Origin of the sequence: Pseudomonas sp. NBRC 111130 (assembly GCF_001320485.1) — a bacterium.
GTDB lineage: Bacteria > Pseudomonadota > Gammaproteobacteria > Pseudomonadales > Pseudomonadaceae > Aquipseudomonas > Aquipseudomonas vlassakiae.
In genome coordinates this window covers 49,772-73,498 of sequence record NZ_BCBG01000029.1, presented here as the reverse complement: position 1 = coordinate 73,498, position 23,727 = coordinate 49,772, and the positions used below count along the sequence as shown (strand labels likewise).

The window sequence follows — 23,727 nt, the reverse complement described above, 5'->3', positions numbered from 1 at the left end:
CGTGCATGACTGGAGACAGGTGGAGCGGCATCAGCGCCCACCGAGATGCTTCGCCATGCCAACAAGGCGGTCCCTGTTGGCTTCACAGGAGAGATTGGCCCGAAACAAATGTGGGAGCGGGTTTACCCGCGATGCGCCGCGCGGGCGGCGCTCGATCTCACAGGCGCTGAAGCCCTGTCGGCATACACCTGGTGGCCTTGATAAGCCCTCAAGACAGGCACCTAGATACTTCACACCGTCAAGCCAAATCACATCGCATTACGCAGCAATTTCTCCTTCCATCCAGCCTGCTCCTGCGCCGATCCCTCCACCAGATAGCTATACCGCCCAGCCACCCGCACCGCCACCGGCACACCGTCGCGGTACAGCAGCCGGTTGCCACCCACCGCAGGCACCTTCGCCCCAGGCAACAACGACCCGATCAGGTTCAGTGGGTCGCTGGCGCTCACCACCACCAGTTCTGCATCCAGGTTTCGCCGACGAACCTGGCGCAATAACCCGACCGCCTCCGGCAAGGCGAACTGCTCGCCGGCCAGCCCGGCAATGAAGCGCCCGCCACGAATCTCGCCACGCGCTTCTAGCCGGTGGTAGCAACGCAGCAGCTCGCGCCAGGGCGGTAACACATCGCTCTCTCGCTCCAGCAAGCGCCAGCAGATCACGCCATAGCGCCGTAGCAGGGCACGGGCGATGTGCTCCAGGCGCTGGTGCTCGTCGACATTGCCGCTGCCCCGACGCAGCAACGCCCAGCGCCCGGCATGGGCCATGCTGCTCGACAGCGGCGGGTGGCCGCGCCGGCTGTTGCGGGAGCTGCGTTTGGCGGCGGGGGTAATCAGGCTGCGCAGGCCGGTGAAACTGTCGGCGCCCACCAAGCCGGCACCCACCAGTTCCTGCAACGCCGCTTCCAGCTCGCTGGGCAGCAGGTGGGCATCGCTGGTCAGTTCGTCGAAGAACAACGCCCCATGGACCTGCAGCGCTTCAAGTACCCGTTGTGCCCGCCCGCCAAGTGCTTCCCGGGCAGGCTCGGGGGCGAGGCTACGCCACAGGCCCATGTGCTCGCGTGGCAACAGCACCAGCGGCGTGCTCGACAAGGTATTGCTCGCCAACGTTGCGGCCAGCCGACTCCAGGCAAATTGCCCGCTGCGGCAGGCATCGTCCAGCCAGTGCGGGCTGTAGTCCTTGATACGTGCGGGCAACAGTTCCGCTTCCCAGGCGCCGGCTGCACTGGGGAAACCCTGCAACTGGCCCAGCACTTCGGCTACTGCCGCCGGACCACGCAGGCGCTCGTCAGGCGCCAGGTGCTGCCAGTCGAACAGAAAACGCATGAAGTCCTGCAGGCTGACCGGTTCGATCTCTCGGCGCAGGCGTTTCACCGTGTAGCGATGGATGCGTGCCAACAGATGGCGCTCACACCATTGCAGGTCCCGTGCCCCAGGGCTGAAGTGGCCACGCAACACATAGCCTTCGGCTTCCAGGCGGGCCAGCGCCTGCTCGACCTCAGCTGCAGACTTGCCCAGTGGTGCGCCAATCTGTGCAACGCTGAGCGGACCGTAGCCACTCAGGCGAGCGCGTAGCAGTTCGCGCAGTGCGCTGTCCGGGTCGATGGCCTGATCGAAGCCGGGCAGTACGCCCAGCGCAGGCTCCATTCGTGCAGCCGGATACAGCGCTTGCAGCAGGGTCAGGCGCTCGCGCGCGAACCACAGCTTTTCATCGGTCACGCGCAGCGCTCGCCCGGCCTTGGCCAGCTGACGCAGCAGCAGGTCCCAGCTGGGGTTGGCCTGGACTTCCTCATGGCTGATGGCGCCCAAGGTCATCAGCGCCTCGTGCATCTCGTCGGCATTGCCCGGCTGCGGCCAGGCCTCGGCCTGCACGGCGGTGATCGCATCGGCGTCCAGCGCGCCGAGATCATCGCCGCTGTGAACTTCATTCCAGCGCCTGTTGATCACCGCCTGGGTACGCCGCTCTTCGAGCGGCGCGTCATCAAGAAAGGCGTATGGCCTGGCATTGAGAATGGCCGAGGCCAGTGGCGAGGGCGCTGGCAGGTCGCGACACAGCAGGCGCACCTGGCCGCTTTCCATGCGCCGCAGCAACGCCAGCCAGCCTTCGCTGTCCATGGCCTCGTGCAGGCAGTCGTCGAGGGTCTGCTCGACCAGTGGGTGATCAGGGATCTGCCGCTCGCCGACGATGTTCTCCAGGCAGGCGATCTGGTCGGGGAACACCGCAGCGATAAGGTCTTCGCTCTTCATGCGCTGGATCTGCGGCGCCACCTTGCGCCCGCCGACGAAGCGTGGCAGGGCCATGGCCACGCCGGCATTCCAGCGCCAGCGCACACCGAACAAGGGGGCGTCGAGCACGGCCTGGATGAGGATCTGCTCGGCAGTGCGGCTGTTGAGGTAGCGCCACACCTCCTCCAGCTCGAAACTGTGGCTGGTCGATAGCGACAGCACGATGGCGTCCTCGCTGGCCGCGGCCTGCAGCTCGAAATTGAAGGTACGGCAGAAGCGTTTGCGCAGGGCCAGGCCCCAGGCACGGTTGATGCGGCTGCCATAGGGCGAGTGGATGATCAGTTGGGTACCGCCAGACTCGTCGAAGAAACGCTCCATCACCAAGGTCTGCTGTGAGGGCAGGGCGCCCAGCACTTGGTGGGTGCGGGCGAGGTAGTCGAGCAACTGGCTGGCGCTGGCCTCATCCAGGTCGAACGTGGTCTGCAGCCACTGCTGCACTGCAGCCAGGTCGCCGTCGTTCAGCACCAGCTGTTCATCGATGCGCGCCTGCAGGCGGGCGACCGCCGCAGACAGTTCATCGCTGCGCCCCGGTGCTTCGCCAAGCCAGAACGGGATAGTGGGTGGCAGGCCCTGGGCGTCCTCGACCCGCACCCGGCCAGGCTCGACCCTGAGGATGCGGTAGGACGCGTTGCCCAGTTGGAAGATATCGCCTGCGATGCTTTCCACGGCGAAGTCTTCATTGACACTGCCGATGTTCTGCGCCTGTGGTTCAAGCAGCACCGCATAGTCAGCGTTGTCGGGAATGGTGCCGCCGCTGGTCAGCGCCGTCAGCTGGCTGCCCCGGCGGCCGCGCAACGTGCCGCTGACCGCATCGCGGTGCAGGTAGGCGCTGCGGATACCCTGGCGGCCGTTGTAGCCCTCGGCGAGCATGCTCAACAGCGCCTGGTAACGCCTTGGGTCGAGTTCTGCGTATGGCGTTGCCTGGCGCAGGCAGTCGAGCAACGCCTGTTCCTGCCAGGCCTGGTTGCTGACTTCGGCGACGATCTGCTGGGCCAGGACATCCAGGGGGGCATTGGGGATATGCAACTCGTCGAGTTCGCCGAGGCGGATGCAATCGAGCAACGCCACGCATTCGATCAGGTCATCTCGTGAGGTCGCGAACAGCCGCCCTTTGGGAATGCCATCAACCTGGTGCCCGGAGCGCCCGACGCGCTGCAGGAAGGCGGCGATCGAGCCGGGCGATTCGATCTGGCAGACCAGGTCGACGTCGCCGATGTCGATGCCCAGCTCCAGCGAGGCGGTGGCCACCAGCATTTGCAGTTGGCCGTTTTTCAAGCGCTGTTCGGCGTCCAGGCGCAGCTCCTTGGACAGGCTGCCGTGGTGCGCGGCCACTGCCTCCTTGCCGAGGCGCTCGCTGAGATGACGGGTGATGCGTTCGGCCAGGCGACGGGTGTTGACGAACACCAGTGTGGTGCGATGCGCTCGCGCCAGGTCGGCCAGGCGGTCGTACACCAGGCCCCAGACGTCCGTGGCCATGACCGCGCCGAGCGGCACCGGGGGCACTTCGATGGCGAGGTCGCGTTGGCGCGCATGGCCAACGTCGATAGTTGCACAAGGGCGTCCCTGGCCGACCAGGAACTGCGCCACACGCTCCACCGGGCGCTGGGTGGCGGACAGACCGATACGCCGCAAAGGGCGCCCACACAAGGCTTGCAGGCGTTCCAGGGTCAGCGCCAGGTGGGCGCCACGCTTGTTGCCTGCCAGGGCGTGGATCTCGTCGACGATCACCGTGTGCACGCTGGCCAGGCCTTCACGACCGGAAGCCGAGCCCATCAACACGTACAGCGATTCGGGCGTGGTGACCAGGATATGCGGCGCCTGCTTGCGCATCGCCGCACGCTCCTTCTGCGGGGTATCGCCAGTGCGTACGGCAGTGGCGATGGGCGGTGCTTTCAGACCCAGGTCTTCGAGGGCCTGGCTGATGCCTTCGAGTGGGGCCTGCAGGTTCAGACGGATGTCATTGGACAGCGCCTTGAGTGGCGACACGTAGACCACCTGGGTCTGTGCAGGCAGCTCGCCGCCATGCTCCAGGCCCTCGCGGAACAGTTCGTCGAGCACGGCCAGGAACGCGCTCAAGGTCTTGCCCGAGCCGGTCGGCGCGGCGAGCAGCATCGATTGCCCGGCATGGATCAGCGGCCAGGCACGGGCCTGGGCGTCGGTGACCGTGGCGAAGTGGCGACGGAACCAGGTGCTGACGGCCGGGTGGAACAGTTCGAGCGCCTGGTGCTGAAGGGCTGGCAGGTTCATGTGTTGGTTATGGCGGGTGAACGACGGGTTGGCAAGGGGCCGTTCGTCCATGAATGACCTGTGCCGGCCCTTTTGCGGGTGAACCCGCCCCCACAAGGACAGTGGCATCCCTGTGGGAGCGGGTTCACCCGCGAAAGGGCCGGTACAGGAAAGACCGGTCTTGTCAGGCCCAGGAGCCCATGGGATCCTCGCCGGCCAAAATGCCGAGACACCACCCATGCCCAATATCATCCGCATCGCCGCCGCCCTGTTGATCGACCCGCAAGGCCGCACCCTGCTGGTGCGCAAGCGCGGCACCCAGGCGTTCATGCAGCCAGGTGGCAAGATCGATGCCGGTGAATCGCCCATTCAGGCGCTGGCCCGCGAGTTGTTCGAAGAACTGGGCCTGCGTATCGATCCCGCCCAGGCGGTGCACCTGGGCCAGTTCAGCGCGCCAGCCGCCAACGAGCCAGGCTTCGAGGTGCAAGCCGAGCTGTTCCGCGTCGACAGTGCCGAAGCCGTAGCCCCGGCGGCGGAGATCGAAGAAGTGCGGTGGCTGGCCGCCGATCAGGCCGAAACGCTGGACCTGGCGCCGCTGACCCGCGACCTGATCCTGCCGCTGTACCGCCAGGCGGTCAGCGTACCGCGCTGACGCCGTCGAGGGTGGCGAACGAGGTGTCCTTGGCGGTCAGCAGGAAGTCGCGCATGTAGGGCGCATCGAGCATGTCGGTGCGCACCGCTGCATATAGCGTGGCGAACAGGCCTTTCTCGCCCAGGCGCTTGCCCTTCACATAGCCCCGCGAGCTGTATTCATGCAGCGCCCAATGCGGCATGCCGCAGACGCCACGGCCGCTGGCTACCAGTTGCATCATCATCACTGTCAGCTCGGACGTGCGCACGGCAGCCGGCTCGATGTCGGCCGGTTCCAGGAAGCGGGTGAAGATGTCCAGGCGGTCGCGCTCCACCGGGTAGGTGATCAGGGTCTGGTCGAGCAGGTCCTGAGGCACGATGTACGGTTTGCTGGCCAACGGGTGCTGGTTGGCCACGGCGAGCATGGCCTCGTAGGTGAACAGCGGCACGTAGGTGATGCCGGCCAGGTCCAGTGGGTCGGAGGTCACCACCAGGTCGAGATCACCCCGTGCCAGCGCCGGCAGCGGGGCGAAGGCGAAGCCCGAGGCCAGGTCCAGCTCCACTTCCGGCCAGGCATCGCGGAACTGGTCGATGGTCGGCATCAGCCACTGGAAGCAGCTGTGGCATTCGATGGCCATGTGCAGGCGCCCGGCGGTGCCACCCGCCAGGCGGGCGATATCACGCTCGGCGCCGCGCAGCAGCGGCAGGGTGGCATCGGCCAGTTGCAACAGGCGCAGGCCGGCGCTGGTGAAGCGGATCGGCTTGGTCTTGCGCACGAACAGTGGCAGGCCCAGGCGCTCTTCAAGCTCCTTGAACTGGTGCGACAACGCCGACTGGGTCAGGTGCAGGCGTTCGGCCGCCTCAACCAGGCTGTCGGCCTCGCGCAAGGCATGAAGGGTTTTCAGGTGGCGGATCTCCAGCACGGGCTGTCTCCGAGAACAATTTTTGAAAAAACAGGGAATGAGTTGAGTTTCACTCATGTTGCCCCAGGCTGTCGACTGGACGATCAGCCGCACCGCTCGGCAGGGTTCATCAAACTGTCACCGAACTGTGGCAGCGCGCCCGAAAGAAAGTCATCAGACTCGCGCTCTACTGGGGATCTGCATTCTGGTGTTTCTTTCATGCGGGCTTTACTGCTGCTTTTCTTTCTGCTGTTCAGCGCTTCGGCCAGCTTCGCCGACACGCGCTGCGACGCCCATGTGCCGGTACAACGTGCCGAAGTCGGCAACCTGAGCCTGGTCTATCAAAGCGTCGGCGCCCCTCGCGATCCGGCGTTGCTGCTGGTCATGGGCCTGGGCGGGCAACTTATCCATTGGCCTGACGATGTGGTCGAGGCAATGTGCCGCCAGGGCTTTCGGGTCATTCGTTATGACAATCGCGATGTCGGCCTGTCGCGCTGGAACCAGCTGCCGCCTTCGGCCAACCTCACGGTCGAGTTGTTGCGCTATAAGCTTGGCCTGCCGGTTGCCGCGCCTTATACCCTGACCGACATGGCCAACGATGGCCTGCAGCTGATGGATGTGCTGGGCATTCGCCAGTTTCATGTGCTGGGCGTGAGCATGGGCGGGATGATCGCCCAGCATCTGGCAGCCATGGCGCCGGAGCGGGTGCGTAGCCTGACCCTGGTGATGTCCAGTTCGGGAGCGGCCGGGCTGCCGGCACCCGATCCGGCGTTGGTGCAGTTGCTGGCGCGGCGCAGCGCGCCGAATCGCGAGGTGGCCATCGAGCAGCAGGCCGACCTGCTGGCGGCGCTGGGTAGCCCGCACGTGCACGATGACCGGGCGGTGCTGCTGCAACAGGCGGCGATAGCCTATGACCGGGCCTTCAACCCGGAGGGGGCGAAACGCCAGATCATGGCGATCCTGGCCGAACCGAGCCGGGTGCCGTTACTCAATGAGTTACGGGTGCCGACGCTGGTGGTGCATGGCACGGCCGATCCGCTGTTGCCGGTGATGCATGGGGTGCACCTGGCCGCGCATATCCAGGGTAGCCAGCTGAAGTTGATTCCAGGGTTGGCGCATCGCTTCCAGGAGCCCTTCAAGGCGCCGTTGCTGGCGGCGGTGCTGCCTTACCTGCAGGCGCACCGGCAGGATGTGACCCATATCGCAGGGCTTTGAATCGGTGTGGCCCTTTTCGCGGGCATGCCCGCTCCCACTGGGATGGTGTAATGCCTGAGGCCTGCACGGTAGTGGGAGCGGGCTGGCCCGCGAAGCAGGCGACGCTGCTCCATCAGCCGAGCCCGTACTTCTTGACCTTGTCGAACAGCGTGGTCTTGGCCATGCCCAGCTCCTGGCTGGCCTGGCTGAGGTTGCCACCGGTGCGCTGCAAGGCATCACTGAGCAGGTTGCGTTCGAACGCTTCCACCGCCTCGGCAAAGCCAAGCCCTTGGCTGGCGCCGCCGCTCGGGCCTTTCTTGAAGGCTGGCAGGCCAAGGGCATAGCGCTCGGCCACGTTGCGCAATTCGCGCACGTTGCCCGGCCAGTCATGGGCCATCAAGCGCGACAGGGTCTGGCTGTCCAGCGTCGGTGCTTCGCGGTCGAATCGCAGCGCCGACTGCTGCAGGAAGTGCTCGAACAGTTGCAGGATGTCTTCCCGACGTTCGCGCAGCGGCGGCAGCTCCAGGGTGACCACGTTCAAGCGGTAATAGAGGTCGCTACGGAACTGCCCGGTCTGACCGAGGGCGTCGAGGTCGGATTTGGTGGCTGCAATCACCCGGCAATCCACCGCGATGCTCTGGTTCGAGCCCAGGCGCTCCAGGGTGCGTTCCTGCAGCACGCGCAGCAGCTTGATCTGCAAGTTGATCGGCATGCTCTCGACCTCGTCGAGGAACAGCGTGCCGCCATTGGCGTGTTCAATCTTGCCTATGCGGCGCTTGCCGGCACCGGTGAAGGCGTTGGCTTCGTGGCCAAAGATCTCGCTTTCGAACAGGTTCTCCGGCAGGCCACCGCAGTTCAGCGCCACGAACGGCTGGCCCTGGCGCCGGCTGAAATCGTGCAGGCAGCGGGCGACCAGCTCTTTGCCGGTGCCGGTTTCCCCTTCGATCAGCACGTTTGCCGACGTATCGGCGACGTTGGCGATCAGCTCGCGCAGGTGCTGCATGGCCGGCGAACGGCCGATGATGCGCCCTTCAAGGCTGCTCTGCTCGGCCAGTTGCCGGCGCAGGGCCACCACTTCGCGGGACAGCCCGCGCTGCTCCAGGGCACGGCGCACCACATCCACCAGGCGCTCAGGGGAGAAGGGCTTTTCCATGAAGTCGTACGCGCCGTTGCGCATGGCACCGACCGCCATGTCGATATCGCCGTGGCCGGTGATCAGCACTACCGGCAGGCTGCGGTCGCGGGCCTTGAGGCGGCTGAGCAGCTCCAGGCCATCGATGCCCGGCAGGCGGATATCGCTGACGACGATCCCGGCAAAATCATCGCCGATGCGCTCCAGGGCCTGTTCGGCACTGCCGACGCCCTCGCAGGCGATGTCTTCCAGAGCCAGCGCCTGCTGGCAGCCGAGCAGCACATGCGGGTCGTCTTCGACGATCAGAACGGTAAGTGGCGCTTGGTTCATGGTTGCTCTGCCGATTCGCTGGGGGGCGTGACCAAAGGCAGGGCGAGGACGAAGGCCGTGCCGCCGGTGGCGGGGTGCTCGACGTTCAGGCTGCCCTTGGCCGCGGCGGCAAGGCTCGCCGACAAGGTCAGCCCCAGGCCCAGGCCATGTTCGCCCGGTTTGGTGGTGAAGAAAGGTTCGAACAGGTGCTTGCGGGTTTCGGCATCGATGCCGTGGCCGTTATCGCGTACCCGCAGGCGATACTTGTCGCCTTGCAGCTCGCCTTCGAGCCACAGCTCGGGCAGTGGCTGGGTGGCCATGGCGTCAAGGGCGTTGCCGATCAGGTTGACCAGGATCTGCTCAAGGCGGGTCTGGTCGATGGCCAGTTGCTGGTCGTCGAACTGGTGGTGCAACTGCAGGTTGCAGCCTGTGATGCGGTCGTTCAGTACCTGCAAGGACGCCTCCACGGCCTTGGCCAGCGACGCCTGGCCACTGTCGTCACCGCGCCGGGCGAACGAGCGCAGGCTGGCCGTGATGCGGCCCATGCGGTCGATCAAGCCGTTCATGGTGCGCAGGTTGGTGCTGGCGGTGTCCAGTGCACCCCGCTCGAGAAAGCGCACGGTGTTGCCAGACAGGGTCCGCAGCGCCGCCAGAGGCTGGTTGAGTTCGTGGGCGATGCTGGTGGACATCTGCCCGATCGCCGCCAGCTTGCCGGCCTGGACCAGTTCGTCCTGGGCATGGCGCAGGGTCTGTTCGGCGTGCCGGCGTTCGCGGATCTGGCCCTTGAGCCGTTCGTTGCTGGCGCGCAGGTCGGCGGTGCGGTCGGCGATGCGCCGCTCCAGCTGGCTGTTGGCTTCTTCCAGTGCCTCGCGCGCGGCCAGGCGTGTGGCAACGACCTTGCGCCGTTCGTTCCAGGCGATGCCGAGGATGGTCAGCAGGGCGAAGGCCACGCCGACCAGGATGCCCTGCACCATGGACTCGCGGCGCAGGTCCTGCAGCGGAGTGAGCAGGGTGAAGTGCCAGGGCGTATCGGCCAGGCGCCGGGTCTGGGCCAGGTAGCTCACTTCATGGGGCTTGCCTTGGGCAGTTTCGGCGTTGGCCGGGAAGGTCAGTTTCTCCACGCCATCGGCCAGGGTTTCGCGGGCCAGCGGTTGCAGCTCGTTCAGCGGCCACCAGTAGTACTGCAGGCTGCGCGCCAGGCGCTCCTTGATCTGCGGGGTCAGCGGGCGCACCGACTTCAAGCGCCGGGCTGGGTCGCTGGAAAGAATGATGATGCCGTTCTCGTCGCTGACGAAGGCTTCCAGGCGGGCGCGCTGCCAGCGCTCTTCCAGGGTGTCCAGGCGCACTTTGATCACCGCCACGCCGATGATCTTGCCGTGTTCTTCCAGGCCGTGAGCAAGGTAATAGCCAGCCTCGCCCGTGGTGCTGCCGATCCCGTAGAAGCGGCCCGGTTCGCCGCGCACGGCGCTCTGGAAATAGGCCCGGAACGACAGGTCTTCACCGAGGAACGAGTCGGCGTCGCGCCAGTTGCTGCTGGCCTGTACGCGGCCGTTGGTGTCGAGAACGAAGATCGCCCGGCTGCGGCTGCGGCGGTTCAGGCCTTCGAGGTATTCGTTGACGGTCTGCCGGTTGGCGCCATCAGGGTCGGTGAGCAGCTGCGAGACGCTGTCTTCCAGCTCCAGCAGGCTCGGCAGGTAGGTGTACTTGCTGATTTCGCTCTCGACCGTGCGCGCATGCAGCTCCAGCGCACGTTCGCCGCTTTCGCTCAAGGTGCGGATGCCATTGCTTTCGCTGATCAGGAAGCCGGCCATGCCCAGTCCGACCATCAGCAGGATGATCAGGGGCGGCAGCAGCAATTGGCGAATCAGGCGGGATTTCACGGCGGGCTTGGCAGGGAGAAGAAGCGAAGGGTCGCATTTCATCACAGTGGCCTTGTCACGGCCAGCACCCGCTGCCGGGCGAACCCGGGCAGCGGTGCCGTTGTTGCCGAATCAGTGTTGCAGGATCTTGCTGAGGAAGTGCTGGGTGCGTTCGTGGCGGGCGCTCGGGTTGCCGAAGAAGTCTTCCTTCTGGCAGTCCTCGATGATGTTGCCCTTGTCCATGAAGATCACCCGGTTGGCCACTTTGCGGGCGAAGCCCATTTCGTGGGTCACGCACATCATGGTCATGCCTTCGTGGGCCAGCTCGACCATCACGTCCAGTACTTCGTTGACCATCTCCGGGTCCAGCGCCGAGGTCGGTTCGTCGAACAGCATGACGATCGGGTCCATCGACAGCGCGCGGGCAATGGCCACGCGTTGTTGCTGGCCGCCAGACAGCTGGCCGGGGTGCTTCTTGGCGTGGGCGCCGAGGCCGACGCGGTCGAGCAGGGCCAGGCCCTTCTTGGTCGCTTCCGCCTCGCTGCGGCCGAGCACCTTGCGCTGGGCGATGGTCAGGTTCTCGGTGATGCTCAGGTGCGGGAACAGCTCGAAGTGCTGGAATACCATGCCCACCCGCGAACGCAGCTTGGGCAGGTTGGTCTTGGGGTCGGCGATCGAAGTGCCATCGACCACGATGTCGCCCTTCTGGAACGGCTCCAGGGCGTTGACGCACTTGATCAGGGTCGATTTGCCCGAGCCCGAAGGGCCGCAGACCACAACCACTTCACCTTTCTTGACCTCGGTGCTGCAGTCGGTCAGCACCTGGAAGTCGCCGTACCACTTGTTGACGTTCTTGATGGAAATCATACGGTGATCCTTTTTTGCAGGCGCTTGACCAGCCACGAAGCGGAGAAGCTGATGACGAAGTACACGACTCCGGCGAAGATCAGGAACTCATGGGAGCGCCCGATGATGTCGCCGTTGGAGCGTGCCGAGTTGAGGAAGTCCACCAGGCCCACGGTGTACACCAGCGAGGTGTCCTGGAACAGGATGATGCTCTGCTGCAGCAGCAGCGGGGTCATCTTGCGGAAGGCCTGGGGCAGGATGATCAGGCGCATGGTCTGGCCGTAGGTCATGCCCAAGGCCTGGGCAGCGCCCATCTGGCCCTTGGAGATCGACTGCACACCGGCGCGGACGATTTCGCAGAAGTAGGCGGCCTCGAACATCATGAACGCCACAACGCACGAAGTGAAGGCTCCCACCGGAGTGTCCTCGCCGGTGATCCAGCGCAGCACGAACGGCACCGCCAGGTAGAACCAGGTGATCACCAGCAGCAGCGGGATCGAGCGGAAGTAGTTGACGTAGGCACCGGCCACACGCGACAGCAGCTTGCTCGATGACAGGCGCATCAGTGCCAGAATGGTACCCAGCACGATACCGCCGACCACGCCCATGACCATCAGTTGCAGGGTCATGAGCATGCCGTCCCAGAGGGCCGGCAGGGCGGGGATGATTTCGCTGAAATCCATGTCCATTTACTTGCCCCCCACGGAGATCAGGCCAGGCACGGCGACTTTCTTCTCGACCATGCGCATCAGCAGCATCAGGCCCATGTTCAGGGTGAAGTAGATCAACGTGGCCAGGGTGAAGGCTTCGAACAGGTTGGCCGAGAATTCGGCGGTCTGCTTGGTCTGCGCCAGCAGCTCCATCAGGCCGATCAACGAGGCCACCGAGGAGTTCTTGAACACGTTCAGGAATTCCGAGGTGAGCGGCGGAATGATGATCCGGTAGGCCTGCGGCAGCAGCACGTTGTTGTAGATCTGCGGCAGGCTGAAGCCCATGGCGCGGGCGGCGGCTTCCTGGCCGCGCGGCAGCGCCTGGATGCCGGTGCGTACCTGTTCGCAGACGCGGGCGGCAGTGAACAGGCCCAGGCAGATGACCACGCTGATCAGTGCCGAGGTGGTCGGGTTGAGGTCTTGCTTGAACCATTCCTGCAGGCCTTCGGGCAGCAGGTCCGGCACCAGGAAGTACCAGATGAACAGCTGCACTAGCAGCGGCACGTTGCGGAACAGTTCCACGTAGGCGGTGGCGATGCCCGATACCAGACGGTTCGGCACGGTACGCATGACACCGAGGACCGACCCCAGCAGCAGTGCGATGATCCAGGCGGAAATGGCGATGGCGATGGTCCAGCCCAGACCGGTGATGTACCAGTCCAGATAGGTCTCGCTGCCCACGCCGGTGGACTTGAAGAACACGCCCCAGTCCCAGTTGTAATTCATCGGGATTTCCCCTCAGACGGTTGTTTCACGGGCACCTTCGAGCATCCGGGGGCGCTGGGCGCCCTCGGATGAAAGGTTAGACACTAATGGGTGGCCTGCAGGATTGATTCGCGCTAGCGAGCAGCAGGCCACTAACAGCTGAGGATCAGGACTTCTTCTCGTCGGCGGCCTTGTCGGTCGGCTCGGCGATCAGTTTCTTCAGCTCGTCGCTCATCTGGAAGTTCAGGTTGAGGCCCTTTGGCGGGATCGGCTGGGTGAACCACTTGTCGTAGCTCTTGTTGACTTCGCCCGATTTGAAGTACGCGACGATGGCGTCATCGACCGCTTTCTTGAAGGCCGGGTCATCCTTGCGCACCATGCAGCCGTAGATTTCATACGACTGTGGAGTACCGGTAATGACCCAGTCCTTTGGATTGCGCGCCTTGGCCATTTCACCGGCGAGCAGCGCGTCGTCCATCATGAAGGCCACGGCGCGGCCGCTTTCGAGCATGTTGAAGGCTTCACCGTGGTCCTTCGCGGAAATCACGTTCATCTTCATCTGCTTGTCGGCGTTCATGGCCTTGAGCAGGCGCTCGGAGGTGGTACCGGCGGTAGTCACCACGTTCTTGCCGGCCAGGTCCGGGAAGTCCTTGTAGGAAGGCTGACCGTCCTTGACCTTGGTCAGCAGGCGGGTGCCGACTTCGAAGATGCCGACCGAGAAGCCGACCTGTTGCTGGCGCTCGACGTTGTTGGTGGTAGAGCCGCACTCAAGGTCGACGGTGCCGTTCTGCACCAGCGGGATGCGGGTCTGGGAAGTCACGAGGTTGTACTTGACCTTGATATCGGTACCCAGTTGCTTCTTCAGGGCATCGACCACGGCCAGCTGGATGTCATGGGAGTAGCCCACGGGCGTTTGACCGCCAGCCAGGTAGGAAAATGGAATGGAAGAGTCGCGGTGCCCCAGGGTGATGGTGCCCGAGTCCTTGATTTTCTTCAGGGTACCGGTCAGTTCTTCAGCCATGGCTGGCGAAGCGATGATCGCGGCGGCGATGGTTGCGCCCAACAGGTGACGAACGATACGCATCAAATTTTCCTCGACGTGTTTGTTTTTTTTATGGAGCCGTTGGCGGACTCTTTCGTTCAACGAATACAGCAGGAAGCGAGTGCATTCGGCTCCAAGTGTAGAGCATGAGTCGTGCCAAGCTCTCGATATCGATCATACCGCCTGATAAAACGGGCCGATCAACCTTTTCGCGTGAGCAGATACTTCATGTTTCGTTCGGAAATCCGTATGCATTCAACTAACTCGTTCGGTAATCCGATTGGGTGAGACAGGCAGTCTTGAACATCACTATTTAGTTACCGTCATGTTGCGGCGTCTCGGTGTTTAGCTGGGTTTCTTTTGTGACGAGACTCGCCAATGCCCCCGTTGATCCGCTACGACTCCGTTGACGCTCTGATCGCCCGCAACCTGCCAGGCTGGATGCGCCAGGCTTCGGAAGATCATTTGTCTGCGCTACGCCGTGCCATGTTGCAGGAACAGGCCATCGACCATCAGGTCAGCCAGCTGTGGAACACCATTCCGTCCCTGGATACGTTCGCCAGGCAGTTGCTGGAGCAGACGTTGTCCAGAACCAGCCTGGCCGGGGTTGATGTGAAGGCGGCGAAGGTCAGGATCGCCACGCTGATCGTGCTCCCTACCGGGTCACCAAAATTGTCGTCGCCTCACGTGAAGCGCGTGGTGGCGCATGACCTGCTGACCGCTGCGCTGCACAACTTTCACGCTGATGAGGCGGTGCCCAGCATTTATCGAGAGGCAAAGCTCTTAGGTGCCGACAAGCAGCCGCTAAAGATGAGCTTCGAGCGGTTCGCTCACCTGTGCCGACAGCTGGATATCGGCCAGCGCTACCAGGCATTGCTGCGTCAGACGCTGCAACCCGCGACCACAGCATCGGAGCCAGTCGCCAGCCTGCTTGAAGAGTCGCTGCGAGCGCGACTGGAGGTGGCCGTGCGCCTGTCGCTATTGAAGGGGCACCTTGACGAGCGCAGTTACTTGCGGATGTTGCCACTGTGCGCTGCCAAACCGATCGTGCCGGCGGATCCGGCCAGCGTCATCCCACGGCAGCTGTATCTGCTGGGCAAGCGCATCCGGGGGGTTGTGACCGTCGAAGTAAGGCTTGCAGAGGATGACAGCATCGACAGTGTCATTGCCTGGCTACCCAACGATGCGCAAGCGCCCTTGCAGCGCTATGACAGTTGGTCGTCGCTCTACTGCTCACTGTGCCAGAAGCTGCGAAGCCAGGACTTTGCACGGTATTTCAGCCGTTTTATCGGCGAGCGCGACCGCGTCGACTTCAGCTATGCCCTGCGCAAGCGTCACGCTGCAGGGCCCGAACCCTCGGAACTCGATGGTCGCAACCTGGCGTTGGACGCGACCCTCTTTGTGCATTTGCGCAAGCAGCAGGTGGAGAAGTGTTTTGACGATGCGGCAGTGCTGGCGGTTTCCACCGAAGCGGTGGATGAGCAGGACCGACGTCGGCGCATGATCAACTACAAGGAGTTCGGTCTCGACTTGCTCGGGCTTGCAGGCCTGTTCGTACCGGTGTTGGGGTGGGCGATGCTTGCCCTGACGGCTGAGCAGGTCGTGGAAAATATCTATGAAGGTTACAAGGATTGGCAGATCGGTGATCGCCAGGACGCGCTGGAACATGTATTTGCCATTGCCCAGATCGTGGCCAGCGGTGTTGTTGTCGCTGCGGGCGCCGAACTGGTGGGGCGTACGTTGCCGCGTGTAGCGGCGGTCGATGCCATGGCCCCCGTTTGCACGGCGGACGGTGATGTGCGTTTATGCCGAACCGACCTGCCAGGCTATGCCTTGGCGGACAGCGACCTTGGCATCGGCCAGCACGAGACCCAGGATGCTGTGCGGCGGATGCGTCTGCATGACGCCACGTATGTTGTCGAAGAACGAGGCGAAGGCTTGGCCTTGCGTCATCCGTCGCGTAGCGAAGCGCAGCCGATAGCGTTGCAGCACAACGGTGTCGGAGGTTGGTGGCATGACCTGGAAAGTCCCCAGCACTGGGAGGGCAGTGGGCACTTGCTGCGCCGGTTGAGCAGTGCCTTGGCTACAGTGCCGGACGAGCTCGCCGAGACCTTGTTGTTGATTACGGGTCATGACCAGGCGCAACTGCGGCGTTTGCATCTTGAAGGTGCAAAGCCTCCGGCACGTCTGCTCGATGCACTGGAGCGTCTGCGCTTGCATGAGCAGTTCCCGCGGGTGAACGGCGCAGCCTTCGAGGACATAGTGGCACAGCGCCAAGCGAATCCGGAGGAAGGTGCGCGCTTGCTCATACGTGATTTTCCGGGGCTTACGCCGCGTTGCGCAGGGGAAATTCTGGAACTGGCAGACGATGTTCTGGTAGTGCGCCTGCTGGAGCACAAACGGGTGCCGCTGGCGCTCGCCGAGCAAGCGCGCTGGGCGGTACGTGACAGCCGGCTGGACCGGGCCTGCGCGGGCTTGCTGCAGCCGCAGGCCATCAATGGGGATAGCGAGCGGCTGGCGCTGGCGCTTGCCCAAAGGCACGGCAAGTGGCCTGCTGACCTGCGGGTCGAGGTTCGCGAGGGGCATCCCAACGGGGTGAAGTTGGCGGACAGCGGTGCGCCCGACGCTTCCCGGGTTGCCGTCCTGGTCAAGCAGGCGGACCGATATCTGATAGTGGGGGGCCCAGATCACGGTTCAGGCGCGTTGCTGGAGAGCCTGCTGGTCCTGGCTGAGGGGTTGCCTGGCGATGGCGCGGTCAAACGATGGCAAAAGGATCTGGCAACGCAGGCGGCAGCGGCGCGCGACGTCGCCGCTGAAATGATCGGCCTGGCTCCACCACCCGGGCGTGTGCGTCCCCCTGTGCGGCTGGGGGACGGACGCGTGGGCTATCTGCTCAGCGGGCGGGGAGAAAGCTCCGGTCAGGCGTTGCGGCGTGGCCTTCGCCAGATCTATCCGACGATGAGCGATGGTCAGGTGGACGCTTTACTTGCCGACCTGCGCTTGCGTGGCATCGAGCCTTGGCAGCACTTTGCACGTCTGCGCGCACAACTGGCTGACTTGCGAGGCTCATTGCTGCGTTGGCAGGAGCAGGCCAGCGGGCCCCTGGAGCGCCTGCGTCGCAGGCGTCTGGCTACCCGGCTACGTCGCTGCTGGCGACGCAAGAGCAATATCGGCACAGAAGATGGTTACGTCCTCCAGATCGATGGCCTGCAGGTGGGGGAGTTGCCTGAGTTGCCGGCTGGCCTGGACTTTCCTCACGTCACCCAGCTGACATTGCGTCGGCTGGGGCTCGAAGCGGTGCCGCACGCGTTTATCAGCCGTTTTGCCAACGTGGTTGAACTGGACTTGCGCGGCAATCGCTTGACGACGGTTCCCATGGGGGTGGAGCAGATGGTGAGGCTGCGCGAGTTGCGTCTGAGCCATAACCGGATCGTGCTCGATGCGCAAGCGGATGCCCAGCTGTCGGCCTTGGTCCGCCTGGAGCGATTGCATCTTGACCACAACCCGCTGGGTCAGGCGCCCGCTGTCAGTGGCTTGCCGCGATTGCGCGAGCTGTCGTTGCGCAGCACCGGCTTGGAAGACCTGCCAACGCGGCTGCAGACACCCTGGCGCGCACTCACCGATTTTCGCAACAATCAGCTGCGTCGATTGAACGTGGAGCTGAACGCCGTGCGCGAGCGTATTCGCCGTATGGCACTGCACGACAATCCGCTGGAGGATTTTAGCGAGGAGGAAATCAGCGAAAGTTCTGGGTCCTCGGAGGAGGGGCGAGGGCTTTCCTACCGCCATGCGCTGGTAGATCAGGCGATGCGCCAGCAATGGTTGGCGGGCAGTACAGGGGCGTTGCGCGCTCACCGGGAAGCACTTTGGGTCGGCCTGCAGGAAGAGCCTGGCGCACGAGACTTCTTCCGCTTTCTGGCTGACTTCGCTCAGTCTTCCGATCTGGCACGTTACCCGGGCTACTATAGGGCCCGCGTATGGGAAATCATCGAGGCCTGCGCATACGACACCGATGTTCGCTCAGGCCTGTTCGCCCTGGCTGGCGGCCCACGCACTTGCGAGGATCGGTTGTTGTGGACGCTCAGTCAGTTGGAGACGCGCGCTGCAGTGGTGAAGATGACCCGAGGCCTGCCGGCGCGGGGCGCCGAAACCGCGCTGGTCAGCCTGGGGCGTTCGCTGTACCGGCTGGACCGGCTCGATCGTATTGCTGCCCGCCATGTACAGCGAATGGCGTCGCAAGCCGGGCTATTCGTCGATGAGCTGGAGGTCTACCTGGCCTACCGGGTGAATCTGGCCGGCCCACTGCAATTGCCACCGCAACCGCGCTCGATGCACTACCGCAGCCATAGCGGGGTAAGCGCTTCCGACCTCAACGCAGCGCGCAGCGAAGTGTTGCAAGCGGAAAACCCAAGGACACTCAGCGACGCGTTGGCCACCCAGGACTTTTGGGAGGATCATGTCAGGCGACACCATGCCGACCGCTTCGAACAAATGCTCGCGCCGTTTCATGAACGCCTGGCGCACCTGGAGGCACATGCCGAGGAAACCGGTGAGATGGCTTATCTGATGGGGAGCAATACGCTCAGGGATGAGCTGCTGGAGGCTGAACGGCGCCTGTTGCGCACGCTCGCCCGTGCCGCCTACAGCCTGCCGGAGGACTGAGCCTCCGGCAGCGCTCCATCAGGCGGCGCGGCCCTGGTTGCGCAGCTTGCCGCGTTGTTGCAGGTATTCGCGCAGTGCCTGCTGCTCGGCGGTGCTGGTGAACAGGCCAAGCTTGGTCCGGCGCCAGAGAATGTCGTCGGCGTCGGTAGCCCATTCGATTTCGCACAGGTAGTCGACTTCGCGGCCGAACAAGCCGCCCCCGATGGCCTGGCCGAGGTCGTCCGGGCCGTTGACGCCGTCGAGCAATTGCCACACACGGCTGCCGTAGGTGACCGCCCAGCGTTTGGCGGTATCCACTGGCAGCCAGCCGTGCTTGGCCAGCAATTGGTCCACCAACGCTTGCGCAGTGCTCATCTGCTCGCCGCCCGGCAGCGGCGCTGTGGCCGTCCAGCTGCCACCCATCTGTTCGAAGAACGGCTTGAGCTCGACCATGGCCGATTCCGCCAGCTTGCGGTAGGTGGTCAGTTTGCCACCGAACACCGACAGCAGCGGTGCCTGGCCAGTGCTGGCCGACAACGCCAGGGTGTAGTCGCGGGTCACCGCCGAGGGGTTGTCAGACTCGTCGTTGCACAGCGGGCGCACGCCCGAATAGGTGTGCAGGATGTCGGCACGGTTCAATGGCTGGTTGAAGTGTTCGTTGACGACCTTCAGCAGGTAGTCAGTTTCCTGCTCGGTGATCGCTACCTTGGCCGGGTCGCCGCTGTATTCGCGGTCGGTGGTGCCGATCAGGGTGAAGCGGTCCAGGTATGGAATGCAGAAGACGATGCGCTGGTCCTCGTTCTGCAGGATGTAGGCGTGTTCGCCTTCGTAGAGGCGCGGCACGATGATGTGGCTGCCCTGGATCAGGCGGATGCCGTAAGGGGCATCGAGCTTGAGGTCATCCTTGATGAAGCTGGCGACCCAAGGGCCGGCGGCGTTGACCAGGGCGCGTGCGCGAATGCTCTGCAGGCTGCCATCGGCATGCTGCAGTTCAACCTGCCACAGGCCATCCACACGCTCAGCACGCAGGCAACGGGTGTGGGTGTGGATGTGTGCGCCGTTTTCGCGGGCGCTCATGGCATTGAGCACCACCAGACGGGCATCGTCCACGGCGCAGTCGGCATATTCGAATCCGCGGGTGATTGTCGGCTTGAGCGGGTAGCCCGGGCCGAAGCGCAGGCTGCGCGAGGCACCCAGGCGCTTGCGCTTACCCAGGTGGTCGTAAAGGAACAGGCCGGCGCGGATCATCCAGGTCGGGCGCAGGTGCGGGCGGTGCGGCAGCACGAAGCGCATCGGCTTGACGATGTGCGGGGCTTTGGCCAGTAGCACTTCACGTTCGGCAAGCGCCTCGCGCACCAGCCGGAATTCGTAATGCTCCAGATAACGCAGGCCGCCGTGGATCAGCTTGCTACTGGCAGAAGAGGTATGTTGCGCCAGGTCGTCCTTTTCACAAAGGAATACCTTGAGGCCGCGCCCGGCGGCGTCTGCAGCGATGCCCACGCCATTGATGCCACCGCCGATGACGGCGAGGTCGTAGCAGTCGGCGACTGGGAGCTGGGACGAAACTGGCTGGGACACGGGCAAGGCCTCCTGGGCTGTTCACATCGAAAATGAACATTGATGTTCGTTTACGAAAATACTAGCGCAACAGAAAGCCGGTCGCCAGTCAGTCTTTATAGAAAAAACTGATCAGATGACAAGAAAGTGAACATTTCCGAAAATTATGAGGGATCGGTTTGAGGTATCTTGCGCCTGTAAGACCGAGCGCCGCCCGCGCGGCGCTCGATCTCACTGGCGGCAAAAGACCTATGTTATGCGACCGAGGCCCTCACACCACCTCAAGCCGAATCTTGTACTGGTTCAGCAATTGAGTGAGGGCAGGCGCAGGTGCCTGGTCGGTCACCAGGCAGTCGACCAGGCTGATCGACCCCAGGCGCACCATGGCGTTGCGCCCGAACTTGCTGGAGTCGGCGGCAAGCACGACCTGGCGGGCATTGGCGATGATCGCCTGGGAAACCCGTACTTCCTGATAATCGAAATCGAGCAGGCTACCGTCTTCATCGATGCCGCTGATGCCGACCAGGGCGAAATCAACCTTGAACTGGTTGATGAAGTCGACGCTGGCCTGGCCCACCACGCCGCCGTCACGACGGACAGTGCCGCCGGCTACCAGCACCTCGAAGTCATCCTTGGCGGCGAGAATCGCGGCCACATGCAGGTTGTTGGTGATGACTTTGAGGTGGTTGTGGTTGAGCAATGCCCGGGCAATCGATTCGGTGGTGGTGCCGATGTTGATGAACAATGAGGCATGGTCGGGAATCTGCCGCGCCACCGCTTCGGCGATGCGTTGTTTTTCATCGCGCATCTGGTCGGCGCGCATGGCATAGGCGGTGTTCTCGATGCTCGAATCATAGGCTGCGCCACCATGGTAGCGGCGCAGCAGGTTGAGTTCGGCGAGCTGGTTGATGTCGCGGCGGATGGTTTGCGGAGTGACAACGAACAGCTGCGCCATTTCTTCGATACTGACGTAGCCGCGATCACGCACCAGTTCGAGGATTTGTTGTTGGCGTGGGTGCAGATTCATGGGCGGTCCTTTGGGGCTGCCGGACAAATTCTGCAATGATGCCGTAGGAAGGGGATGACGGCCAGTAGACCATCGGGGCCGCCTGGCGGCCCCGGCCTGATTTACGCTTCGTGATCTTCCCAGTCACGGGTGCGCTCGACGGCTTTCTTCCAGCCGGCGTACAGCTTCTCTTTGGCGGCCTCGTCCAGCTGCGGGCTGAACTCGCGCTCGATGATCGCCTTGTCGCGCAGTTCTTCCAGGCCGCTCCAGAAGCCACAGGCCAGGCCTGCCAGGTAGGCGGCGCCGAGGGCGGTGGTTTCGCGCATTTTCGGGCGCTCGACGCAGGTGCCGAGGATGTCGGCCTGGAACTGCATGAGGAAGTTGTTGGCCACTGCGCCACCGTCCACGCGTAGTTCCGACAGGCGCTGGCCGCAGTCCTGCTGCATGGCGTCGAGCACGTCGCGAGTCTGGTAGGCGATCGACTCCAGCGCGGCACGAATGATGTGGTCGACCTTCACCCCACGGGTCAGGCCGAACAGTGCACCGCGGGCATACGGGTCCCAATAGGGCGCGCCGAGACCGGTGAACGCAGGCACCAGGTACACACCGTTGCTGTCCTTGACCTTGCTGGCGAAGTATTCGGTGTCCAGCGCATCGTTGACGATTTTCAGCTCGTCACGCAGCCACTGCACGGTGGAACCACCGTTGAAGACCGCGCCTTCCAGGGCATAGGCCACCTCGCCACGCGGGCCGCATGCGATGGTGGTGAGCAGGCCGTGGGAAGACTTCACGGCCTGGTTGCCGGTGTTCATCAGCAGGAAACAGCCGGTGCCGTAGGTGTTCTTGGCCTGGCCTGGCTCCACGCACATCTGGCCGAACAGCGCCGACTGCTGGTCGCCGGCGATGCCGGCGATGGCGATGCCGCTCTTGGTGTGGCCGTACACTTCCGAAGAGGGGCGTACTTCGGGCAGCATCTGCTGCGGGATGCCGAGGATTTCCAGCAGCTTCTGGTCCCACTGCAGGCTGTGGATGTTGAACATCAGTGTACGCGAAGCGTTGGTGTAGTCGGTGACATGCACCTTGCCGCCGGAGAACTTCCAGATCAGCCAGGTATCGATGGTGCCGAACAGCAGTTCGCCGCGCTCGGCGCGTTCGCGGACACCTTCGACGTTATCGAGGATCCACTTCAGCTTGGTGCCGGAGAAGTACGGGTCAGTGACCAGGCCGGTGGTTTCGCGGATGTAGTCTTCATGGCCATCTCGCTTGAGCTGGGCACAGATCTCGGTGCTGCGGCGGCACTGCCATACGATCGCGTTGTACACCGGGCGGCCGGTTTCCTTGTCCCACACCACGGTGGTTTCACGCTGATTGGTAATCCCCAGCGCGGCCACCTGGGCATGGCTGATGCCGGCCTGGGCCAGGGCCTCGACCATGGTCGCGCTCTGGGTGGCGAAGATCTCCATCGGATCGTGCTCGACCCAGCCGGCTTGCGGGTAATGCTGGGCGAACTCGCGCTGCGAGGTACCGACCACGTTGGCATCGCGGTCGAAGATGATCGCTCGCGAGCTGGTGGTGCCCTGGTCCAGGGCGATGATGTAGTTCTTATCCTGGGTGTCTGTCATGGTCGTAGGCCTTGCATAAAAGAGGAGTTCAGGGCGCCAGTATCAGTTGGCTTGAGTATCGCCCTGGCGATTGTCGGTTGTCTCGGCGCTTGCGCCTTGCGCCGTCGGCAGGTTGCGGGCGATAAGGCCGCGGTAGGCAGCGGCACCCAGGCAAGCGCCGAGAATCGGCGCGAACACCGGAACCAGGAAATAGGGAATCTCCCGACCGCCAGTGAAGGCGATTTCGCCCCAGCCAGCCAGGAAGGTCATCAATTTGGGCCCAAAATCGCGGGCCGGGTTCATCGCAAAGCCGGTCAGCGGACCCATGGCGCTGCCAATCACGGCGATCAGCAGGCCGATCAGCAGAGGCGCCATGGCGCCGCGCGGCAGGCCATTGTTGTCGTCGGTCAGGGCCATGATCACGGCCATCAGGATCGCCGTGATCACCACCTCGACCAGAAATGCCTGGCCAGTGGACAGTGATGGGTGCGGATAGGTCGAGAATACCGAGGCCAGTTCGAGGCTCTCGGTGCTGCCACGCAACAGGGCGTGGGCTTGTTCGAAATCGAAGAACAGGTTGCTGTAGAGCGTGTAAACGAGCGCGGCGCCACAGAATGCGCCGCAGACCTGGGCAAGCGCGTAGAACGGCAGCTTGCGCTTGTCGAAGCCGGCAAACAAGGTAAGCGCGATGCTCACGGCCGGATTCAGATGCGCGCCGGAAATGCCCGCGGTGAGGTAGATCGCCATGCTTACGCCGACGCCCCAGATGATGCTGATTTCCCACAGGCCGAAGCTGGCGCCAGCGACCTTGAGGGCGGCGACGCAACCCGTGCCGAAGAAGATCAGCAAGGCGGTGCCGAGAAACTCGGCCAGGCATTGGCTGGATAGAGTGGGTTCGCGTAGTGCAGTCGTCATGTATGACCTCGTTGTTTTTGTTGTGAGGCGCAAAGCGCTCGACAGCAAAGCCTGATGTCTATCCCCATTGACCTCAGGCGGGTGTTAAGAAGCGCACCTTAAAAGTGCACCATTTATTCAGAAACGAAAAAATATAGACAAGAAACGCTGATGTCAAAGGTCGAAAGTGA

15 protein-coding genes are annotated in these 23,727 nt (G+C 63.6%); 3 read left to right on the top strand and 12 right to left on the bottom strand.

Features of this window, described 5'->3' with window-relative positions; translation table 11 throughout:
* Nucleotides 1–248: 248 nt before the first annotated feature.
* Nucleotides 249–4,529, bottom strand: coding sequence for a DEAD/DEAH box helicase (locus APH33_RS14925; RefSeq protein WP_054885884.1), 4,281 nt, complete (start codon nucleotides 4,527–4,529; stop codon nucleotides 249–251).
* Between the two features lie 217 nt (nucleotides 4,530–4,746).
* On the opposite strand from APH33_RS14925, the gene APH33_RS14920 reads away from it, so the two are divergent.
* Nucleotides 4,747–5,160, top strand: a complete 414-nt coding sequence (locus APH33_RS14920) for an NUDIX domain-containing protein (protein WP_054885880.1) — start codon at nucleotides 4,747–4,749, stop codon at nucleotides 5,158–5,160.
* Here the strand turns inward: APH33_RS14920 and metR are convergent.
* Nucleotides 5,144–6,061 (bottom strand): transcriptional regulator MetR, encoded by a 918-nt coding sequence (metR, locus tag APH33_RS14915; RefSeq protein WP_003258025.1) that lies wholly within the window; start codon nucleotides 6,059–6,061, stop codon nucleotides 5,144–5,146. The two genes, APH33_RS14920 and metR, sit on opposite strands and share 17 nt — an antisense overlap.
* Nucleotides 6,062–6,259: 198 nt before the next feature.
* On the opposite strand from metR, the gene APH33_RS14910 reads away from it, so the two are divergent.
* Nucleotides 6,260–7,255: an alpha/beta fold hydrolase gene (locus tag APH33_RS14910; RefSeq protein WP_054885879.1), complete on the top strand. Its 996-nt coding sequence runs from the start codon at nucleotides 6,260–6,262 to the stop codon at nucleotides 7,253–7,255.
* Nucleotides 7,256–7,367: 112 nt separating this feature from the next.
* Here the strand turns inward: APH33_RS14910 and APH33_RS14905 are convergent, their stop codons facing one another.
* The 6 genes from APH33_RS14905 to APH33_RS14880 all read right to left on the bottom strand — a co-directional run bounded on the left by APH33_RS14905 (nucleotide 7,368) and on the right by APH33_RS14880 (nucleotide 13,879).
* Nucleotides 7,368–8,696 carry a sigma-54 dependent transcriptional regulator gene (locus APH33_RS14905; protein WP_054885878.1) on the bottom strand — a complete coding sequence of 443 codons (1,329 nt, stop codon included), beginning with the start codon at nucleotides 8,694–8,696 and terminating at the stop codon, nucleotides 7,368–7,370.
* Nucleotides 8,693–10,597, bottom strand: a complete 1,905-nt coding sequence (locus APH33_RS14900; protein ID WP_054885877.1) for an ATP-binding protein — start codon at nucleotides 10,595–10,597, stop codon at nucleotides 8,693–8,695. The genes APH33_RS14905 and APH33_RS14900 overlap by 4 nt, the downstream gene beginning before the upstream one ends.
* A 69-nt stretch (nucleotides 10,598–10,666) precedes the next feature.
* A complete protein-coding gene (locus tag APH33_RS14895) occupies nucleotides 10,667–11,401 on the bottom strand; it encodes an amino acid ABC transporter ATP-binding protein (RefSeq protein ID WP_003258023.1) in 735 nt (244 codons plus the stop codon).
* On the bottom strand, nucleotides 11,398–12,069 hold the full coding sequence (locus tag APH33_RS14890; protein ID WP_054885876.1) for an amino acid ABC transporter permease: 672 nt from the start codon (nucleotides 12,067–12,069) through the stop codon (nucleotides 11,398–11,400). The genes APH33_RS14895 and APH33_RS14890 overlap by 4 nt, the downstream gene beginning before the upstream one ends.
* Nucleotides 12,070–12,816: an amino acid ABC transporter permease gene (locus tag APH33_RS14885; RefSeq protein ID WP_023379010.1), complete on the bottom strand. Its 747-nt coding sequence runs from the start codon at nucleotides 12,814–12,816 to the stop codon at nucleotides 12,070–12,072.
* Between the two features lie 145 nt (nucleotides 12,817–12,961).
* The gene (locus tag APH33_RS14880) at nucleotides 12,962–13,879 is read right to left on the bottom strand and encodes a glutamate/aspartate ABC transporter substrate-binding protein (protein ID WP_054885875.1); all 918 of its coding nucleotides are present in this window, start codon (nucleotides 13,877–13,879) and stop codon (nucleotides 12,962–12,964) included.
* A 336-nt stretch (nucleotides 13,880–14,215) separates the two neighbouring features.
* Between APH33_RS14880 and APH33_RS14875 the strand changes: the two genes are divergently transcribed.
* Nucleotides 14,216–18,499 (top strand): NEL-type E3 ubiquitin ligase domain-containing protein, encoded by a 4,284-nt coding sequence (locus tag APH33_RS14875; protein WP_054885874.1) that lies wholly within the window; start codon nucleotides 14,216–14,218, stop codon nucleotides 18,497–18,499.
* A gap of 18 nt (nucleotides 18,500–18,517) precedes the next feature.
* On the opposite strand, the gene glpD is transcribed toward APH33_RS14875, so the two are convergent.
* From glpD to APH33_RS14855, 4 genes are all read right to left on the bottom strand, one after another.
* Complete coding sequence (gene glpD, locus APH33_RS14870) at nucleotides 18,518–20,056, bottom strand: glycerol-3-phosphate dehydrogenase (RefSeq protein ID WP_054885873.1); 1,539 nt, start codon at nucleotides 20,054–20,056, stop codon at nucleotides 18,518–18,520.
* Nucleotides 20,057–20,306: 250 nt separating this feature from the next.
* Entirely contained in the window at nucleotides 20,307–21,062 is a 756-nt protein-coding gene (gene glpR / locus APH33_RS14865) for a DNA-binding transcriptional repressor GlpR (RefSeq protein WP_054885872.1), read from the bottom strand.
* 101 nt (nucleotides 21,063–21,163) lie between these two features.
* Complete coding sequence (gene glpK / locus APH33_RS14860) at nucleotides 21,164–22,663, bottom strand: glycerol kinase GlpK (RefSeq protein WP_054885871.1); 1,500 nt, start codon at nucleotides 22,661–22,663, stop codon at nucleotides 21,164–21,166.
* 42 nt (nucleotides 22,664–22,705) lie between these two features.
* Nucleotides 22,706–23,557 carry an MIP/aquaporin family protein gene (locus tag APH33_RS14855; protein WP_054885870.1) on the bottom strand — a complete coding sequence of 284 codons (852 nt, stop codon included), beginning with the start codon at nucleotides 23,555–23,557 and terminating at the stop codon, nucleotides 22,706–22,708.
* Nucleotides 23,558–23,727 lie beyond the last annotated feature (170 nt).

Coding starts and splice junctions, on each gene's coding strand:
- APH33_RS14855 (WP_054885870.1), bottom strand. CDS start 23,557: ATGACGACTGCACTACGCGAACCCACTCTATCCAGCCAATGCCTGGCC.
- APH33_RS14905 (WP_054885878.1), bottom strand. CDS start 8,696: ATGAACCAAGCGCCACTTACCGTTCTGATCGTCGAAGACGACCCGCAT.
- glpR (WP_054885872.1), bottom strand. CDS start 21,062: ATGAATCTGCACCCACGCCAACAACAAATCCTCGAACTGGTGCGTGAT.
- APH33_RS14880 (WP_054885875.1), bottom strand. CDS start 13,879: ATGCGTATCGTTCGTCACCTGTTGGGCGCAACCATCGCCGCCGCGATC.
- APH33_RS14900 (WP_054885877.1), bottom strand. CDS start 10,597: ATGAAATGCGACCCTTCGCTTCTTCTCCCTGCCAAGCCCGCCGTGAAA.
- APH33_RS14925 (WP_054885884.1), bottom strand. CDS start 4,529: ATGAACCTGCCAGCCCTTCAGCACCAGGCGCTCGAACTGTTCCACCCG.
- glpK (WP_054885871.1), bottom strand. CDS start 22,663: ATGACAGACACCCAGGATAAGAACTACATCATCGCCCTGGACCAGGGC.
- APH33_RS14920 (WP_054885880.1), top strand. CDS start 4,747: ATGCCCAATATCATCCGCATCGCCGCCGCCCTGTTGATCGACCCGCAA.
- APH33_RS14885 (WP_023379010.1), bottom strand. CDS start 12,816: ATGAATTACAACTGGGACTGGGGCGTGTTCTTCAAGTCCACCGGCGTG.
- APH33_RS14890 (WP_054885876.1), bottom strand. CDS start 12,069: ATGGACATGGATTTCAGCGAAATCATCCCCGCCCTGCCGGCCCTCTGG.
- APH33_RS14895 (WP_003258023.1), bottom strand. CDS start 11,401: ATGATTTCCATCAAGAACGTCAACAAGTGGTACGGCGACTTCCAGGTG.
- APH33_RS14910 (WP_054885879.1), top strand. CDS start 6,260: ATGCGGGCTTTACTGCTGCTTTTCTTTCTGCTGTTCAGCGCTTCGGCC.
- APH33_RS14875 (WP_054885874.1), top strand. CDS start 14,216: ATGCCCCCGTTGATCCGCTACGACTCCGTTGACGCTCTGATCGCCCGC.